General features: G+C 65.8%; 15 protein-coding genes, 1 tRNA gene, 1 other RNA gene and 5 pseudogenes. 12 read left to right on the top strand and 10 right to left on the bottom strand.

Translation table 11 applies throughout. The features are described 5' to 3' along the window. From T428_RS27050 to T428_RS34375, 4 genes and pseudogenes are all read right to left on the bottom strand, one after another. A pseudogene (locus T428_RS27050) lies at positions 1-1,235 on the bottom strand (MCE family protein); the annotation flags it as partial. Between the two features lie 39 nt (positions 1,236-1,274). Further along, a complete protein-coding gene (locus T428_RS0110340) occupies positions 1,275-2,033 on the bottom strand; it encodes an alpha/beta fold hydrolase (RefSeq protein WP_025736429.1) in 759 nt (252 codons plus the stop codon). Between the two features lie 99 nt (positions 2,034-2,132). Continuing rightward, complete coding sequence (locus tag T428_RS34380; protein ID WP_051465196.1) at positions 2,133-2,396, bottom strand: hypothetical protein; 264 nt, start codon at positions 2,394-2,396, stop codon at positions 2,133-2,135. A gap of 1 nt (position 2,397) precedes the next feature. Continuing rightward, a complete protein-coding gene (locus T428_RS34375) occupies positions 2,398-2,766 on the bottom strand; it encodes a TetR/AcrR family transcriptional regulator (RefSeq protein ID WP_051465195.1) in 369 nt (122 codons plus the stop codon). A gap of 212 nt (positions 2,767-2,978) precedes the next feature. Between T428_RS34375 and T428_RS0110330 the strand changes: the two genes are divergently transcribed. The 5 genes and pseudogenes from T428_RS0110330 (at position 2,979) to T428_RS27030 (ending at position 8,034) form a co-directional block, all read left to right on the top strand. Beyond that, entirely contained in the window at positions 2,979-4,052 is a 1,074-nt protein-coding gene (locus tag T428_RS0110330; RefSeq protein ID WP_025736428.1) for a GGDEF domain-containing protein, read from the top strand. Positions 4,053-4,091: 39 nt separating this feature from the next. Continuing rightward, positions 4,092-4,712, top strand: coding sequence for a TetR/AcrR family transcriptional regulator (locus tag T428_RS31130; protein WP_025736427.1), 621 nt, complete (start codon positions 4,092-4,094; stop codon positions 4,710-4,712). A 41-nt stretch (positions 4,713-4,753) separates the two neighbouring features. After that, a pseudogene (locus T428_RS27035) lies at positions 4,754-5,526 on the top strand (SDR family NAD(P)-dependent oxidoreductase). 252 nt (positions 5,527-5,778) lie between these two features. After that, on the top strand, positions 5,779-6,882 hold the full coding sequence (locus T428_RS0110310) for a nitronate monooxygenase (RefSeq protein ID WP_025736426.1): 1,104 nt from the start codon (positions 5,779-5,781) through the stop codon (positions 6,880-6,882). Between the two features lie 12 nt (positions 6,883-6,894). Continuing rightward, positions 6,895-8,034, top strand: a pseudogene (locus T428_RS27030) (3-ketosteroid-9-alpha-monooxygenase, oxygenase component). Positions 8,035-8,208: 174 nt separating this feature from the next. Here T428_RS27030 and T428_RS0110300 read toward each other — a convergent pair. The 3 genes from T428_RS0110300 to T428_RS35380 form a co-directional block, all read right to left on the bottom strand. After that, a complete protein-coding gene (locus tag T428_RS0110300) occupies positions 8,209-9,339 on the bottom strand; it encodes a cellulase family glycosylhydrolase (protein ID WP_025736425.1) in 1,131 nt (376 codons plus the stop codon). 94 nt (positions 9,340-9,433) lie between these two features. Further along, complete coding sequence (locus T428_RS34370) at positions 9,434-9,688, bottom strand: NINE protein (protein ID WP_281173774.1); 255 nt, start codon at positions 9,686-9,688, stop codon at positions 9,434-9,436. Positions 9,689-9,766: 78 nt separating this feature from the next. Further along, positions 9,767-9,895 (bottom strand): hypothetical protein, encoded by a 129-nt coding sequence (locus T428_RS35380; protein ID WP_281173770.1) that lies wholly within the window; start codon positions 9,893-9,895, stop codon positions 9,767-9,769. Between the two features lie 248 nt (positions 9,896-10,143). Here T428_RS35380 and T428_RS0110290 point away from each other — a divergent pair, with 248 nt between their 5' ends. Further along, on the top strand, positions 10,144-10,530 hold the full coding sequence (locus tag T428_RS0110290) for a DUF2237 family protein (RefSeq protein WP_025736424.1): 387 nt from the start codon (positions 10,144-10,146) through the stop codon (positions 10,528-10,530). Here the strand turns inward: T428_RS0110290 and T428_RS0110285 are convergent. Continuing rightward, complete coding sequence (locus T428_RS0110285) at positions 10,520-11,407, bottom strand: IclR family transcriptional regulator (protein ID WP_025736423.1); 888 nt, start codon at positions 11,405-11,407, stop codon at positions 10,520-10,522. The genes T428_RS0110290 and T428_RS0110285 overlap by 11 nt on opposite strands. 50 nt (positions 11,408-11,457) lie before the next feature. On the opposite strand from T428_RS0110285, the pseudogene T428_RS27020 reads away from it, so the two are divergent. From T428_RS27020 to T428_RS27015, 4 genes and pseudogenes are all read left to right on the top strand, one after another. After that, positions 11,458-12,726: pseudogene (locus T428_RS27020) on the top strand (sulfotransferase family protein). Positions 12,727-12,735: 9 nt separating this feature from the next. After that, positions 12,736-13,995 (top strand): MBL fold metallo-hydrolase, encoded by a 1,260-nt coding sequence (locus T428_RS0110275; protein WP_036467636.1) that lies wholly within the window; start codon positions 12,736-12,738, stop codon positions 13,993-13,995. 22 nt (positions 13,996-14,017) lie between these two features. After that, positions 14,018-14,503: a VOC family protein gene (locus tag T428_RS0110270; protein ID WP_025736420.1), complete on the top strand. Its 486-nt coding sequence runs from the start codon at positions 14,018-14,020 to the stop codon at positions 14,501-14,503. A gap of 1 nt (position 14,504) precedes the next feature. Next, positions 14,505-15,161, top strand: a pseudogene (locus T428_RS27015) (LLM class flavin-dependent oxidoreductase); the annotation flags it as partial. 88 nt (positions 15,162-15,249) lie between these two features. Here the strand turns inward: T428_RS27015 and lucA are convergent. Continuing rightward, on the bottom strand, positions 15,250-16,044 hold the full coding sequence (gene lucA, locus T428_RS0110260) for a lipid uptake coordinator LucA (protein ID WP_025736419.1): 795 nt from the start codon (positions 16,042-16,044) through the stop codon (positions 15,250-15,252). A 101-nt stretch (positions 16,045-16,145) separates the two neighbouring features. Next, positions 16,146-16,231: transfer RNA gene (locus tag T428_RS0110255), tRNA-Ser, on the bottom strand. A 77-nt stretch (positions 16,232-16,308) separates the two neighbouring features. On the opposite strand from T428_RS0110255, the gene ffs reads away from it, so the two are divergent. After that, an RNA gene (gene ffs / locus T428_RS31920) (signal recognition particle sRNA small type) lies at positions 16,309-16,405 on the top strand. Positions 16,406-16,489: 84 nt separating this feature from the next. Next, on the top strand, positions 16,490-17,785 hold the full coding sequence (locus T428_RS0110250) for an aspartate aminotransferase type Ic (protein ID WP_025736418.1): 1,296 nt from the start codon (positions 16,490-16,492) through the stop codon (positions 17,783-17,785). Positions 17,786-17,904: the final 119 nt, after the last annotated feature.

Raw genomic sequence — 17,904 nt, 5'->3', positions numbered from 1 at the left:
CCGGCGCCGTGACCGGCGGCGGTCCGGGCAGCGGGCCGAATCCCGGCGGCGGTGCGGGCAGCGGCGGCGTATTGGGATCCACCCACGGTGGCCGCACGGGGTCATGCAGCGGATCGAGGGTGTAGTTCATGCGGAACGGGGTCCCGGGCGCCGGCGGTACGGGCATGTCCGGCTGTCCCCAATGGGTCCCCAACATCAGTCCGCGTTTGAGCCAACATCAGTCCGCGTTTGAGCCGTGGAATCGTCAGGTCCAGATCGGCGGTGATGTTGAAGTAGTCGCCACGCACGGCGCGGTCGACGAAGTTCTGGTTGAAGGGGAACAAAAACAGCGCCGCCACCGCCATCCCGAGCTCGGGTCCGACATCAGCGAGCGCTTTGAGGGTCGGCTCCAAGTTCCTGAGGTTCTTGACCAGGTCGTCCTGCGCGTCGTTGACCAACCGATTGGCGGCATCGCTGAACGTCCGCAGGTGATCCAGGGCCTCGGTCAATCGCAGGCGTTCCTTGATCAACACATCGAGCGCAGGCGGAATCTTGCGTAAAGCCTCGGTCAACACGTCACGCTGGACCGCGAACGTGCCGACAAGCCGGTTGAGCGCCTGAATGGACTCAACGATGTTGTCCCGCTGGTCATTTAGCGTCCGCACGAACGTGTCCAGGCGGTTGAGCAGATCACGCGCGGCACCCGCGTGCCCCGACAGCGCGGTCGAGAAGTTGTGAATGACCTCCCCGATCTGCCCCAGCCCACCGCCGTTTACGACCGCGCCCAGCGACGACAGCGTCTGCTCGGTCGAGGGGTAGGCCGTCGTGCGGCTCAGCGGGATGGTGGCGCCGGGCTGAAGGTGACCGCTGCCCTGCTGGCCCAGCGGGGTATTGAGCTCCACATGCATCGAGCCCAGCAGGCTGGTCTGACCGACGGTGGTCAGCACGTTGGCCGGAACCACGACATCGGGCTTGACCGAGATCTCGACGTCGGCATGCCAGCCCTGCACCCGCATCTCACCGACACTGCCGACGACGACGTCGTCGATCATCACCGGCGAATTCGATTCCATCGTCCCGACATTCGGCAACTCGACGTGAAAGATGTTGGCGCCGGGCCCCCGTCCGACCGCACCGGGCAACGGCAACGAATTCACGCCCTGGAACCCGCATCCCGCGGCCGACACCACCACGCTGCAGCCGAAGGCGCACACCCGCCGAAACGCAACTCGGCCTACACGCTCGGCGCTCGACAGCGAGAGCAGCAGCGTCACCGACACTCCTTTCGCGTGCGACTACCGCGGGGTTAGCGAAGCGACCGGTCGGGTGGTGGTCGCGTGAACCAGCAGTTCAACGAGTTCGGCCGGCCGGCTCAGAAAGGGTGAATGCGAGGAGTCGATCGTGAGCGGCTCGACACCAAGACGTCTGGCCACGACGTCGGATAGCCACCGCGGTTTCGAACGGTCCTGCAGGCAACGGATGTAGCTGCGGGGCAGCTCGGCCGCCCAGAAACGAGGTACCGATACCGGCGTGGTCGTGGTGTCGCCGAACCGCTCTGGGCACATGCGCTGAAACGCCCAGCACGCGGTTTGCTCGTCACAGTCGTGGTAGAAGTATTGCCACGCGCCTTCGAAGGTGGCGAAACTCATGGCGCCGTCGTCGTCAAAATTCAAGTAGGACAACATTTCTCCGACGTCGACGTCGAAGGAGCCGTCTTCGGAATCGCGCATCGCCATGGCCTCGGGATAGGTGCGGCCCTCACGAGGCAGGGCGGCCGCCAAGTAAATCGTGTGGGCGACAAGGTCGGTGGCCGCATCGGCGGCCAAAGTGATGTCGAAACCGCCACCGGAGTGCCCGACCAGGACGTCTCCCGGCCGTAGCACTTCGACGATGGCGTCGCGCCGGTTGGCAAGCGTGGATTCCTGGTGAAGTCGGGTACCGTGGTCGGGGATGTCGACCGCGATCGCGTCGTGCCCGAGGCGGTTCAGCTCGGGGATGACCCGCTCCCAGCACCATGCCGCGTGAAAGTTACCGTGCACGAGGACGAAGCGCATCCCTGCCGCACCCATGAGCCCAGAGGCTAACACGATTTCTACAAATGTAGGAGACAAATCCTACGTTTGTAGAAAACTCGGCCTACGGGGGCCAATCGGTCAGAGCTTGCCGTTGTGCACGTGGTGGGAAGCCGCAACGCCGGCGACCAGCGCGTGCAGCAACTGAGTGAGTTCCTCGGCGCTCTCCACGCCCGGATGCCCGAAGACCTGCCGGAAGCTCACGCCGTTGATGAAGGTCGTGATCGCGCGGGCCTGTTTCTCCACCAGAGCCCGATCGACCGGGCCGGGTTGCAGTTGGGTGACGGCTTGTTCTCTCAGCGCTACGAAACTCGTCGTCACATCCTGGAGGGCACTGTGCAGCACCTCATCTCGGTGCGCGTGCAATGCCAATTCGTAGCGCGCGCGACCGATCCAAGGCGGGTCCGACTGCCGAGCGCATCACCATCTCGGCGAGCACCGACAACATTGTTGCGGTCGTCTTGGCCTCCGCTTGGGCGCAACGTTGCACGACTTCTTGGAAATCGATGGCGTCCAGTTCGGCCACCCGTTCGGCCGTCGCACGGAGCAACGCCGAGCGGGTGCGGAAGTACGATGACGTCGTGCCGTCGGGTAGCCCTGCCCGTTGCTCCACCTTCCGGTGCGTGAGCCCTTTGGCCCCTTCGTCGGCAAGGATTTGGATCGCGGCATCACACAGAATGCGGCGGCGCCCTTCGACATCAGCTTTGCGCTTCATAGCAACGCGGGGAGTCTAACTCAGCTCAACCGGGGTGCCGGCGAGAAATCGCAGGTGATTGCCGCTGCGAGGAGGCCGACGGGCTGTCGACCCCGCCTTTCTTGGCGATTCGAGATCTTTGCGCGCCGCGATCCTATTTACTGTGACCCAACTCACTCGATAGCCGCGGGCAGCGTAGCTCGTGGGCAGATGAGTGCGGGAGGGGCAGACCGATGACGTGGCTGACGACGTGGAGGGGGCAGGACCACCATTTCGATTGGCTGACAGGCTATTTGCAATCCCGCTGGCTGGGTTCGAAGACTCGCAAGTTGATGGCGGGGGTGGCCGCCTCGTTGGTGCTGGTCCCCGCGAACGAGTGGCTGGGCCCGGCCCCGGTGTTTCGGCCCGCGGCGCTGGCGTATTCCGTGCTGGCAGCCGTGATCGGACTGGGCATGGCCGTACTCTGGCTGCGCGGATGGCCCACTCGGCGCCAGTCCCTTTGCTTCATCTTTACCGGCAGCGTGATCATCTCGATCGGCTGCCTGTGGCAACCCGTGCCACTGGTCGCACTGATGGCATGTTCGGCGCTAGCGGTTCCCGGCGGCTACCTCGCGTTCTTCCACACCGCCAAGTACATGGCGCTCAACTTCGCCCTGGCCTGCGTCATCGCGGCGTGGGAAGCGGTGCGTGTGGCTGCTGCGGGGAACGCGGTGCTGGCCTTCTCCGGCTATTTTCTGGTGCTGGAACTCAACGTGGTCGTGCCGTTGGCCATCCAGATCGTCGTGCGCGCTCTCTGGGTGGACCTATTGCGCGCCAACTGCGACCCGTTGACCGGCCTGCTGAATCGGCGGGCCTGCGCGCGGGCCGTGGTGGGGCGTATGGTTCTCGGGGCTAACCACATGTTTTTGATGGTGGCGATGATCGACCTGGACCGGTTCAGGAAGCTCAACGACACCCACGGACATGCCGCCGGCGATGAGGCGCTCGTCGCGGTGGCCGCGGCCCTGAACGCCGCCTGCAGTGACACCGCGATCATCGGCCGCGTCGGCGGCGAGGAATTCTTGATCGCCGACATCGTCACGGCAGAACAGAAACCCGAATGGGGGCGACATCTCTGCGATGCCGTGGCCGCGATCAACGCCCCCGTGACCGCAAGCGTCGGAATCGCCGCTCTGACGCTGCGCGGCATGGACATCGACGACGCCGACCAAGCGTTTCGCCAGTTGGTCGCGCATGCCGACAATGCGATGTATGAAGCTAAACGGCGCGGTGGCAACCAAACTCACCACCACGCGCTCGTGGTCTGACGCCCGCCACCGCCACCCGGCAGTGGGTATGGTTCGACGATGACACCGGGCCGCGCAGCGCAGCAGCGCCCAGACGAGTCCGACGCGGCGCGGGGCCGTCCGCGCGACATGCAGCGCCGCGCGGCGGTCATCGCTGCCACTCGGGAACTGTTGATCGCCAGCGGCTACGACGAGATTACGCTGGCCGGCGTTGCCCGCCATGCCGGGGTGTCGCGCCCCTTCGTCTACGAGCACTGGGGCAGCAAGTTCGCGCTGGTCGAGGACGCCATCTTCTCCGTCCCCGGCGAGCTTCCGGCCATCGACGAACTCCCCTTCGCCGACGCGCTGACCAGCCTGATCACCGGCATGGTCCGGGTCCAATCGGATCCCGCCTACCTGGCCGGCATGCCGGGTGTCGCGACCGTGCTCTACAGCCGACCGGATTTGGTCGAACAGGTCGAAGCGCGGTACATGGCCCCGATCCGGGCGCTGTGGGTCCGACTGATCGAACGCGGAAAAACCGAGGGGTTGGTGCGGTCCGACGTCGACGGGAGCGCGCTGATGGACACCGTGCGCGGCGCGGTCACGATGCACACCTCGGTGAACAAGGCGCTCGGCGAGGCCGAACTGATCGCACACCTGAAGTCTTTGATCGTTTATGGCATTACGTTCCAGCAATAGTTTCCTTACATTGTGTAAGGTAATGGCGCTGCGGCCAGACCTTGACCACTGACTCGCTGCGCGCGTTCTTCGACCTCACCGGGCGCACCGCCATCGTCACCGGCGGCACGCGCGGCATCGGGCTGGCCATCGCCGAGGGATTGGTCGAGTGTGGCGCCAATGTCGTTGTCGCCAGCCGTAAGGCCGATGCGTGCACCGCGGCGGCGGACAAGCTGCAGGCGCTGGGCGGCGGTCGGGCCGTCGGCGTCCCCACGCATTTGGGCGACCTGGACGCCATCGGTCGACTCGTCGACACCACCGCCGCGGCCTTCGACGGGATCGACATGGTGGTCAACAGCGCCGCCAACGCCCTGTCGCTGCCGCTCGGCGAGTTCACCCCGGAGGCGTGGTCGAAGTCGTTCTTCGTCAACCTGCAAGGCCCGGTGTTCTTGATCCAGGCGGCGTTACCGTACCTGCGCAACAGCGGGCACGCCTCGATCCTCAACGTCGTCTCTGCGGGAGCCTTCATCTATTCGCCTGCGACATCGATGTATTCGGCGGCCAAGGCCGCGATGGTCTCGTTCACCCGCTCCATGGCCGCGGCGTTCGCAGCGGAAGGGATTCGCGTCAACGCCCTGGCCCCCGGCTCGGTCGACACCGACATGGCGCGGGTCAACTCGCCGGAGTTCATCGAGGTGATGAAGGCAGCCGCGTTGCTCAAGCGGATCGCCGACCCGATCGAGATGGTGCCCCCGCGCTGCTGTTGCTTTCTGACGCAGGCAGTTTCATCACGGGGCAGACCATCATCGCCGACGGCGGAATGGTCGCCAGGTAGGAATGGCAGTCATGACCGACACACACGGCGCAACGCGGCAATGAGCGGCGACGCGGCGATCACCGTCGAGCGCTCAGACGACGGTGCGATCGCGATCCGGACGATCTGGCCGACCCCGCGGGTGTCCCGTACGCCGAGCCGCTGGCCGCCGCCAGCTCGAGCGTCGCCGTGACATTGCCGCGCAGGAGCTGATGGCGTCGACGAAGGGACAGCTCGTTGGAATCCACTGTGACTCAGGAAGGTCGCTAAAGCATGGCGAACGCGCTCTGTGAACGACTCGGTATCGAATTCCCGCTATTCGCGTTCTCGCACTGTCGCGACGTCGTCGCCGAGGTCAGCAAGGCCGGAGGCTACGCCGTTCTGGGCGCGCTGGCCTACAACGCCGAGCGCCTCGAGGTCGAGCTGTCCTGGATCGACGAGCACGTCGGCGGCCGGCCGTACGGTGTGGACTTCGAGATGCCGGAGAAGTTCGTCGGCAGAGGTGAGCCCTACAGCCTGGACGCGCTGCGCGAGCTGATCCCGGCCACCCACACCGAACACATGGAAAAGGTGCTGAGTAACCACGGCGTGCCACCGCTGCCGGAGGACGCCGAGCGGCGGGTGATCGCCGCGGGCCTCGGGGTCGAGGCGGAAGGGCCCGGCCAGGTGGAGGTCGCGCTTCGTCACCCGGTGTCGATGGTCGTCAATGCGCTGGGCCCGCCACCGGCGTACGCCGTCGAGGCCGCGCACGAAAAGGGCGTCCTGGTAGGCGCGTTGAGCGGTTCGCCGCGCCATGCCCGGCGCAACGTCGACGCCGGCGTGTACGTGATCATCGCCCAGGGCGGCGAGGCCGGCGGGCACACCGGCGAGATCTCCACGATGGTTCTGGTGCCCGCGGTCGTCGACGAGGTCGGACCCGATATCCCCGTGCTGGCTGCGGGGGGCATCGGGAACGGCCGGCAGATGGCGGCCGCGATGGCCCTGGGCGCGCAGGGCACTTGGACAGGATCGCTGTGGCAGACGGTCGCCGAGGCGTCGACCGAACCGTGGGTCGTCGAGAACCTCTTGAGGGCCGGGTACTCCGACACGGTGCGGTCGCGCGCGATGACCGGCAAGTTCGCCAGGCAGATCCGCACCGAATGGACCGAGGCCTGGGACGGCCCCGACAATCCGGAACCACTGCCAATGCCGTTGCAAGGCATCATCTACGCCGATGCATCCGCTCGGTTCATGCGGGCGCGGTCGAGTGCGTTGTCGGGCTCCCCGGCGGGTCAGATCATCGGGTCGATCAACAAGGTGCGGCGCTCGCGGGACGTGGTCCTCGACATCGTCGAGGAGTGGCTGGCCACCGTGCGACGACTGGCTGAAGACGACTGAGGAGGCATCACTATGGTCGACATCGACAACGACATCCGGGACATCGACACCGGTGTACCCATGACACGCTTTGCCCGCGGCTGGCACTGCATCGGCCTGGCCGAAGACTTCCGCGACGGAAATCCGCACGCGATCAACGCCTTCGGCACTCGCCTGGTGGTGTTCGCCGACGCCGAAGGCGAGGTGCATGTTCTCGACGCGTACTGCCGCCACATGGGTGGCGACCTGTCCCAGGGGACGGTCAAGGGTGACTCGATAGCCTGCCCGTTTCACGACTGGCGTTGGCAAGGCTCGACCGGGCGCTGCTCGCTGGTGCCCTACGCCAAGCGCACGCCCCGATCGGCGCGGACACGACGCTGGCCCACCGGAGAGGTCAATGGCCAACTGCTCGTCTGGCACGACCCCGAGGGGTCGACGCCGGCCCCGGAGCTCTTCCCGCCGACCATCGACGGATACGACGAAGGGCAATGGTCGCCGTGGTCGTGGAACTCGATCCTCATCGAAGGGTCACATTGCCGCGAGATCGTCGACAACAACGTCGACATAGCCCACTTCTTCTACATCCATCACGCGTACCCGACGTTCTTCAAGAACATCATCGAGGGCCACACCGCGACCCAGATCATGGAGTCGAAGGCCCGGCCCGATACTACGAAAAACTACGAAAAGCTCTGGGAGGGAACGAAACTGCGCTCCGAGGCAACGTATTTCGGCCCCGCCTAGATGGTCAACTGGCTGCACAACGACGTGGCGCCGGACTTCACGATCGAAGTGGCGCTGATCAACTGCCACTATCCGGTCACCCACAGCTCGTTCGTGCTGCAGTGGGGGGTGGCCGTTCAAGAACTGCCCGGTCTGCCGGCGGACAAGGCGGCCAAGCTCGCCGCCGCGATGAGCCGATCGTTCGGCGACGGCTTCCTCGAAGACGTCGAGATCTGGAAGCACAAGACACGCATCGAAAACCCGTTGCTTACCGAGGAGGACGGCGCGGTGTATCAGCACCGGCGCTGGTACGACCAGTTCTACGTCGACGCCGCCGACGTCACCGCGGAGATGACCGATCGCTTCGAAATCGAGATAGACACCAACCACGCCAACAAGTTTTGGCAACACGAGGTCGCGGAGAACCTCGCGGCGGCCGCCCGGCCCTAGCTTGGTCCTTCAGGATTGTCACGCGGGTCTCCCATACCCTGGTACACAGCTGAGCCGACCTCACGTTCCGGGCGTCGGCTGGATCACAGCATGGAACGCCTTATCCGGACGCGAAATTCGTTTTTGTTGCCTAGGCTTACCGTCGTGGCGTTTCGGCGTTGATGTCGGACGCGCTCAGCTCAGCCCGCCGGTCAGGCCGCGAACCGCCTGCATTTCATTCGGCCGATAGGGCCGTCCGTCGGGAAGCAGCAGGTCGTGGAACCACAGTTTCGGCGGTGCGGTGTACGGGTGATTCCAGGAGTCCCACGGAAAGTAGGTCTGGGTTTTCCCGGCCACGAAGCCCCAGTTGAACGCACCGACATTGTGCCGCTTGGCGATTGGCAAGATCGTTTCGATGGTGCTGCCCTGGGACCGGGCCATGTACTCGGTGCACAGGATCGGGCGACCCATCGGTGCCAGTTCGTTGATCTTCGATTCGAACTCGGCGGGTTTGCCGTAGTTGTGGAAGGTGATTACGTCGGCGTTGTCGAGCTGAATGGCGCCGATGGTGCTGCGGCTTCCCCGGTCTCCCCACGACCCCTGCCACACACCGCTCGTCAGCGGTTGAGCCGGATCGACCGCTCGCGCCCACCGGAACACCTGGGGAAGCAGGTCGGCGACATGCTGCAGCTTGTCGGCGCGCTCGACCTTGCGATATTCCTTTGCGGGATTGTCGGGCTCGTTCCACAGGTCCCAACCCAAAACCCGGTCGTCATTGCGGAACTGGCTCAAGACCCCGGTGACGTAGTCCTGCATAACCGAGACGTAGCGGGGATCGCCGAGTCGTTCTGCACCCGGACTCTGCACCCAGCCGGAGTTGTGCACTCCCGGTACCGGCGCATGCTGCGGTCCGGCCTTGGGGAACGGGTCCCAACAGGAGTCGAACAAGACGAAGAGCGGCTTAATGCTATGGCGCGACGCGATTCCGACGAACTGGGCCAGCCGGCTCTGGAAGCCCTGGCGGTCGGTCGCCCACAATTGGTCGTGCAGGAAGACCCGCATGGTGTTGAACCCGAGCGCGCGGGCCACACCTAATTCGCCGTCAATGCGTTGCGGGTCAAACGTTCCCGGCTGAAACATCTCAAGCTGATTGATCGCGGTCGACGGGATGTAATTCGCGCCGACAGGCCAACCCTGCGCGCGATACCAGGCGTTGGCGCGTTCAGTCGACCACCGGGTCGCTTCAGCAGAAGCGCGCGGCATCTGGGTCAATGCCGCGCCAGCTGCCAGCGCCAGAGGCAACTTCATGATCGTTCGCCGGTTCACGAAGTGACACTAGATTTCCCTTGTCCCGCAGGAGGTTCGACGCGCCGATCGCAATGCTTGAGGTTGGCAATTGTGACCTGATCGTGATCTGGGACTAGCGCAGCCTGCGGCCGTAATTGTCTTTCACACTGCCGGTGAACATCATGATCGCGTCGACGATGGCCCAGATGATGCTGCCGAGCAGGAGCGGTGACGCGATGAAGCAGAACAGGGTGAAGACGAGTCCGACGAGACCGAGCAGCAGCTGCGCGACCGCGATCTGGGTCGAGTCGATATAGAAGCGGCCGACACCGAACACGCCGAAGAACAGCTGCAACATCCCCGCCGTGGTACCGGACTTGTCCGACAGTGGAACACCTGTGACGGGATCGCGCCCGAATGGCGCCTGGGGATCAATTCCGGGATACCCGGGATACCCGGGATATGGCTACGGAGGCGGGTAGCCCGGCGGCTGGTACCCCGACGGCGGCGGATAGCGGGGCGGCACGTAGTCCGGCGGCTGCCAACCCTCGGGCGGCGGGACGGCGGGGAAACCGGGTGGGTTCGGCGTCGACATTGCCCTGAGTTAACCCTGCTGGGGCGGGCGAGTCCATTCGCCGCGGAAGCGGTGCACCCCAAAGCGAGCAACCAGCCAGCATGCGCAACCCAAACAATTTATATTGCAACTATCGCATGCGATGTCTTTTGCTGACGACGCCGATGCCGCGACGGTGCCGTCGGCAGGCGTACCGGCACGGCACATTCGCAGGATCTACGCGGTGCTGTCTCTTCTAACTTCGGCCCCGTCGGCGCGATACTAACGAGATGTCCGATCGCAACGTGCTCGGCGGCCCACTGCAACCGTGTGGCACCGAACCCCTCACCGGTTACTACCGCGACGGCTGTTGCTCGAGCGGACCCGAGGACGTCGGCCGGCACACAATCTGCGCGGTGATGACGGCGGATTTTCTCGAGCACCAGCGTTCCATCGGCAACGATTTGCTGACTCCCGTTCCCGAGTACCGCTTTCCGGGTCTGCTGCCCGGTGACCGCTGGTGTGTGACCGCCCTGAATTGGCTGCAAGCTCATCGAGATGGGCGCGCCGCGCCCGTGGTGCTGGCGTGCACCCATGAACGCACCCTCGAGGTGGTGCCGCTCGAGGCGCTGCTGGAACACCAAGTCGACGTTCCCGACGACCTGGCTAACTTGTAGGGTTCGCGATCCTTCGCGCCGCTGCGCACACCTGCTCACGCAGCCGCGCGAGGTCGGCGGCGCTCAGCTCGGTGAACGGTGCGGCGCTGATCGACATGGTGACCACCCCGTCGTCGTCGAAGATCGGCGCGGAAATGGTGGCGATGCTGTGCGTCTCGTTTTCGGCGAGCTCGCTGTCCAGCACGTCGATCACCGTCAGGTCGGCGAAAGCCCGCGCCAGGTGCGCGGTGATCGCGTCGGGTTCTCCGTCGCCGCGCAGTGCGCGCAGTGCCGTGTAAACCTGCAGGTATTCGCGGCTGAGCCGCTCGACAGTATAACCGCGTTGCCGAATCTCGCTGAGCACCGCCGTGATTCGCCGTGACAGTGCGGCCGACGGCTTGCCGATGCCCTCCAGCCAGGCGCGTCGCGCGGACGCCGGGCTCCAGGCGATGTAGTCGCGGCCGAACGGCGCGACCAGCGGCATGCGCAGTCCACGTTCGATGCGTATCCCGGAAGCGGATTCACCGGCGCTGTCCAGCACCACGATGGCATTGCCCTCGCGTCGGGCCAGAAATGCTTGTGCCGCTGTCGAATCGGCGAGCTGCTGCAAGATGCCATGAAAGACCCGGTCGCCGGACGGCTGGGCCAGCGACGCGATGCCCGGCCCCCAGGAATAGGCGGCCGTCGCGATGTCACGCACCACCCAGTGGTGGGCGGCCAGGGTCGTCAGGATCGCATGCCCGGTGGCGCGGCTGATGCTCAGCTCGCGGGTGATCTCGGCGAGCGAGAAGGCGTGCGTTGGTTGCGAGGCGAGCAGCCGCATGATCGCGACCACGCGCTCGGTCGGTGGCGAAGTGGGTTGACGAGGCGTCTGCACCGCGTCTACCGTCCGTATCATATTTCGAATGATACGTCGAATATTCGACACTCGGTCGAAGAGGCGGTCGCATGGGCTCAGCGGGCCCCGACATCGCTGACATCGACTTCGACGACCTGACCTCGCCGCGGCTGACCGACGTGCAGCGACAGATACTGGAATTCACCGAGTCCAGACCGGTCGAATTCGACATCGACCGGATGCTCGCGGAAGCCGTCGAGCAGGCCGGCGCCGACGATCTGGACGACACGGACGGTTTCGGTGACCGTCTAACCGCTCACGTCGCGGCCATCGAATCCGACGACGGCCTGCGGCAGCTCACTCAATCGACGTTGCGGCAGCGCATAGTTCGCCTGCTGCGAAACCGGTTGTCGCTTACCGAGCTCATCAAGCGCTACCCCGAGATCGAGTCGATTAGCATCGAGAAGCCGTTCATCGTCGTCGGGATGCTGCGATCCGGCACCACCCATCTGGTGAATCTTATTGCCGCCGACCCGCGCCGGCGCGCCTTGCCGTATTGGGAGAGCCAGGAGCCGATCCCCGCGCGCGGTGAGGGCCCCGACATCTTCGGAGTGGATCCGCGCTATGCGCGCGCCAAGGCCGAACACGACGCCCTGATGGTCAGTGCGCCCGTGGTGGCCGCCATGCACGACCGCTTTCCCGAGGCGATCGAGGAGGAGGTCGAACTCCTCGATCTCGACCTTGCGGGCTAGGTCCTGGAATGGCATGCCCGCGTGCCGGATTGGCGCGATTATTACCTCGCGCTCGACCACACACGGCACTACGCGTACCTGAGGAAGGTCCTGCAGGCGCTGACCTTTCTGCGTGGCCCGCAGACCTGGATCCTCAAGAGCCCCCAGCATTGCGAGCAGCTTGGGCCGCTGATGGCGAACTTTCCCGATGCGACGGTGGCGTTCACGCACCGCGATCCCGTGGCGGTCGTGCAGTCGGCGATCACGATGATGGCCTACTCCGATCGACTGCGCCGGACCAGCATCGATCCGGGGTGGCTGCTGGACTACTGGACCGACCGGGTGCACCGGCTGCTCAGCGCGTGCGTGCGGGACCGCGACCTGGTGCCGTCCGAACGCAGCATCGACGTGAACTTCCACCAACTCAACGGCAACGAATTGTCGTTGCTCGAGCAGCTTTACCGGTGCGGCGGGGTCGAATTGGCGCCGAAGGTGCGCAACCGGTTTCAGCAATACCTCGACGGCAATCCGCGCGGAAAGCACGGTCGAATCCGCTACGACCTGCAACGGCACTTCGGCGTCTCGGCCGACGAACTGCGTGGGCGGTTCGACTTCTACTTCGACCGGCTCGACGTCCGCCCTGAATGAGGAACATCGATGAATGCTAGAGACTTTGAGCCGATTTACCGCAGCAGGCCGGGCGCCGACGGACTGCGGCCGTCCGCGGCCGAACGCGCCGAGGAAATCGCGCCGGGACTGTGGTGCTCGCCGGGCCTGTCGAACGCGTACCTGCTGACCACCGGCGACGGCCGGGTGATCGTCAACACCGGCATGGGTTTCGAGGGGCCGGTGCATCGTGCCAACTTCGACGCCGTCGACTCCTCCCCGGTGCGCTACATCATCTTCACCCAGGGACACGTGGACCACGTCGGCGGCCTGGACAGCGTCCGTGATCCCGACACAATCGTTGTCGCCCAGGCGAACTGGCGACAGTGGCGAGACGACAACGAACGCCTCATCCCGTACCGCGCCAGCCGCAGCGCGTTCGCCTTTGCCGACACCCTGGCGACGGGGATCCAAGCCATTCAACGCCGCCTGGGCACCACCCGGTTGCCGGGCCAGAGCGTCCCGACGGTCGATCTCGACTTCGAAGACATTCTCACCCTCGACGTCGGCGGCCGCCGGCTGGAGCTGATCTCCGTGCCCGGCGGCGAGACCACCGACTCGCTGGTGATCTGGCTGCCGGACGAGCGAATATGCCTGTGCGGAAACACCTTCGGGCCGATTTTCGGGCACATCCCCAACCTCGTCACGATGCGCGGCGATCGCTACCGTGACGCCCTGACCGCGATCTCGTCGGTCGAGCGGGTACGCGATCTGCGCCCCGAGCTGCTGGTGACCGGCCATTTCGACCCGATCGTCGGCGCCGACCGCATCCACCACGAGCTCAGCTGGCTGCGCAACGCCATCGAATACATTCACGACGAGACGGTGGCCGGAATGAACGCCGGAAAAGACGTCCACACCCTGATGAGCGAGATCACCCTGCCCGCGGAATGCGAATTGGGCCAAGGTTACGGCAAGGTCTCCTGGGACGTGCGGGCGGTGTGGGAGAACTACTCGGGCTGGTTTCACCACCGGTCAACCACCGAGCTGTATCCCATCGGGTTCGACGCCGTCGGGACCGACGTGGTGGAACTGGCCGGAGCCGACGCGCTCGTCGACCGGGCCTGGGCACACCTCACCGAGAACCGGCCCGTGCACGCCATCCACCTTGCCGAGCTGGTCGCCACCGCGCAGCCCGAGCATTCGGGGGCGCGCGACGTGCTGCGGGAAGCCCATGAAAGTCTGCTGGGCGGTACCACCAATTTCTGGGAAAGAGCTTGGCTGTCGCGGCAAATAGCGATCAACTCGTGACCGCACAGAAAGGGACATCACTATGACATTTGTGTTGCAGCCCAAAGACTTCTATCACACCGGCATCGTGGTGCCCGATCTCGACGCCGCGATGGCCCGGCTCACCGTGCTGGCCGGCTACCGGTGGATCACCCCGCTCAGCTACACGCTGCCGTTTCGCACCACGGCCGGGGTTTCCGAGCTGACCTCGACGATCGTGTACTCCGTGCAGAGCCCGCACATCGAACTGGTCCAGGAGGTTGCGGGAACGCCGTGGTCGGCCGCGCCGGGTAACGCCGTGTACCACGTCGGGTATTTCACCGACGACCTCGCCGGGACGGCGCGCGCGTTGGAGAGCAACGGCTTCACCTTCGAAACGACGGGCCAAATACCGGATGCGGAGTTCGGGATGTTCGCCTACTACATCGACCCGTTCGGCACCCGCATCGAAATCGTCGATCGCGCATTGTTTCCCGACTTCGCCGCGTTCGTCGCGTCCATCGCCGCCCCGGGCCCCGACGGAGCCTGACATGGTATTGACGGTGCTGCGCTTCAACGTCGCCTCGCCGCACGGAGAACCACGCACCCAGAGCACGCTGTTGTCCGCCGCGCCCGAACTGGCGCAATGGGGCGAGTCCCGCGGCATCACCTCGGTCAGCGTCGACGAGCACCACGCCACCGGACATGGGTGGAGTTGCAACCCGATCATGGCGGCCGCGATGTTTCTGGCGCGCACCTCGACGATGATTGCCAGCGTGGACTGCGCGCTGGGCCCGCTGTGGAACCCGGTCCGCCTTGCCGAAGACATCGCGCTCGTCGATAACATGAGCCGCGGCCGGTTGCACACGACGGTGGGCCTGGGTTACCGCACCGTCGAATACGACTCGCTCGGAATGGATTTCAGCCGGCGCGGCGCGCTGATGGACGATCTGGTCGCGCAGTTGCTGGCGGTCTGGTCCGGCGCCGACGAGGGCATCTGCACCGGCACCTGGAGCCGGCCGCACCCGCCGCTGTATGTCGGCGGGGGTGCGCGCGCCACGGCGCGCCGGGCGGCGCGATTCGGGCTGCCGTTGAGCCTGGCCGACCACCTGCCGGACATCGCCACCTAATACCGCGAACTGTGCGCCGCCGCGGGCATCAAGCCCCTTGTCCTGATGCCCGGGCCGATCAATCGCGGGATGATCTACCGATGCCGACGTCCGCCGGCTGTGGGGTTCCGACGCGACGCAGCAGCGCCTGGCCGCCTACGTGGAAAGCCTCAAGCGCCGCACCTGATCACTCGTCGAGCGCGACGCCGCCGCGGGTGCGCCGGCGCCGCGTGCGATGCGAGCCCTTGCCCTCGGGGCGGCGGTTGCGCAGACCGCTGCGCGGTTCTTCCGTCTCGGCGGTGTCGTCGTCGCTCGGCTCCTCGGCCGGCGGTTCCGGTTTCTCGGCTTTGACGGCGTCGACAGCTTTGGCGGTGGGCTCGACGGGTTCTGCCGCCTCGGTTTCGTTCTCACCGTCGGTGTCTCGGTCGGCTTCTTCCGCGGTGACGGTTTCGGCTTCTTCATCGACCGCGGCCTCGGCGCCCTCCGCAGCCTCCGCCTTCTTGCGGCGCAGACGACTCTTCTTGGGCTTCTTGGCCTTGATGGGCTTCGGCGGAGGCGGCGGCAGCTCGGCGACGAACGACAGGTAGAACGCGAAAATGCCGAGCAGGCCGATCGCGGCGGCGGCGCCGTAGATCCCGAACAGATACCGTCCGGCAGCGTCCAGGCTGAGCCAGATCTCGCTGATCGCGGTGCCGATGATCAGCACCCCGGCCAGCACGTGGCACACGATCGACCAGACCCTGATCGTCAGCGCCAGCTGCGGCGTGCCCAGCTCCGGCTTGCGCGTGCGCAGGTGGGTGAACACCACGGGCAGCGCGGCCAGGGCGATCAGCGCGCCCGAGCCGATCCGGCCCGCCATTCCCAAGCTGCGCGAAGTATCGCCCATCAACTCGGACCAGCGGGGCAACACGTAGAGGAAATAGAGGACGCCGGCACCGATCGAAAACACCAAGTGCCACGGTATGGCGACCTTGCGCCCCATACGCCTCCCTCATATTGCTGAGCCCACGCCAGCCTAAGGGCAGCCAAACCGATTCCAAACAACCGCTTGGCCGCGTCCGTCAACCGAGTGAACCCGATTTGCGGAGGATGCGGGATTTGAACCCGCGAGGGCTGTTAACCCAACCCGCGTTCCAGGCGAGCGCCATAGGCCACTAGGCGAATCCTCCGTGGCAATGGTAGCGGCTGGGTCAACGTGGAATGTCGGTCGGCGTCCTCGGCCGGCGCGCGCCAGGTATTACACTCGCCATGGACCCCGCGCGGCGTCTATCCTGTGAACTCCCCCAGGGCCGGAAGGCAGCAAGGGTCAATGGGCTCTGTCGGGTGCGCGGGGTCCCCCATGTGTGGCGGCCGCGCAGCCAGCGCTTATGCCGCGAGCCGGCCCGTCACCCTCCGGCGTTCGACTGCGAAAGGGCCCTCGAGAAGGCATGGCGGCGTTCGATTCCCTCAGCGCGCAAGAGCTCACCGCGCTGCACTCGCGCAACCAGCAGGCCTACGCGGAGCTGCAGGCCAAGAAGCTGCGCTTGGATCTGACCCGCGGCAAACCGGCGCCGGAGCAGCTCGATCTGTCCAACCAGCTGTTGAGCCTGCCCGGCGACGACTTCCGCGACCCCGAGGGGACCGACACCCGCAACTACGGCGGACTGCACGGGCTGCCGGGGTTGCGGGCCATCTTCGGGGAGTTGCTGGGCATCCCGGTGCCGAACCTGATCGCCGGAAGCAACTCCAGCCTGGAGCTGATGCACGATCTCGTCGCGTTCTCGATGCTGTACGGAGGCGTGGATTCGCAGCGGCCCTGGAAGGACGAGCCGAGCGTCAAGTTCCTGTGCCCTTCTCCCGGCTATGACCGCCACTTCGCCATCACCGAGACGATGGGCATCGAGATGATCGTGGTCCCGATGCGCGACGACGGCCCGGACGTCGACCTGATCGAGGAGCTGGTCGCCGTCGACCCCGCGATCAAGGGGATGTGGGCGGTGCCGGTGTTCGGCAACCCCACCGGGGTGACGTACTCCTGGGAAACGGTGCGCCGGCTGGTGCAGATGCAGACGGCGGCGCCCGACTTCCGGCTGTTCTGGGACAACGCCTACGCGGTGCACACCCTGACACATGACTTCGTGCGCCAGGTCGACGTGCTCGGGCTGGCCGCCACGGCCGGCAATCCGAACCGGCCGTACGTCTTCGCGTCCACCTCGAAGATCACCTTCGCCGGCGCCGGGGTCAGTTTCCTGGGCGGATCGCTGGGCAACATCGCCTGGTACCTACAGTACGCGGGCAAGAAGTCGATCGGTCCGGACAAGATCAACCAGCTGCGGCACCTGCGCTTCTTCGGCGACGCCGACGGGGTGCGTCTGCAGATGCAGCGCCACCAGCAGATCCTGGCGCCGAAGTTCGCGCTGACGCTGGAGATCCTCGAGCAGCGCCTCGGCGATTCCAAGATCGCGACCTGGACCGAGCCCAAGGGCGGCTACTTCATCAGCCTCGACGTGTGGCCCGGTACCGCGCGCCGGACCGTCGCGCTGGCCAAAGACGCCGGCATCGCGGTCACCGAGGCGGGTGCGACGTTCCCGTACCGCAAGGATCCGGAGGATAAGAACATCCGCATCGCTCCTACCTTTCCGTCGCTGCCCGATCTGCGCGACGCGGTCGACGGCCTGGCAACGTGCGCGCTGCTGGCCGCCTCCGGGGCCCGGCTGGGCGCCGCGGCGCCCACTGTGAGCTGACGGCGTTCGTCGTGTGCCGAGGGCGTCGAGTGTGCGCTGGCGGCGTCGAGGGTGTGCTGACGGTTTGTGGCGTTGCGCTAGGGCAGCCCGCCCCAGCGTGTCGTCACCCTGGGCGCACA

Source organism: Mycobacterium genavense ATCC 51234, from assembly GCF_000526915.1.
Lineage (GTDB): Bacteria > Actinomycetota > Actinomycetes > Mycobacteriales > Mycobacteriaceae > Mycobacterium > Mycobacterium genavense.
Note: the sequence above shows the minus strand (reverse complement) of the source record. Positions and strands in the feature narration are given on the sequence as shown.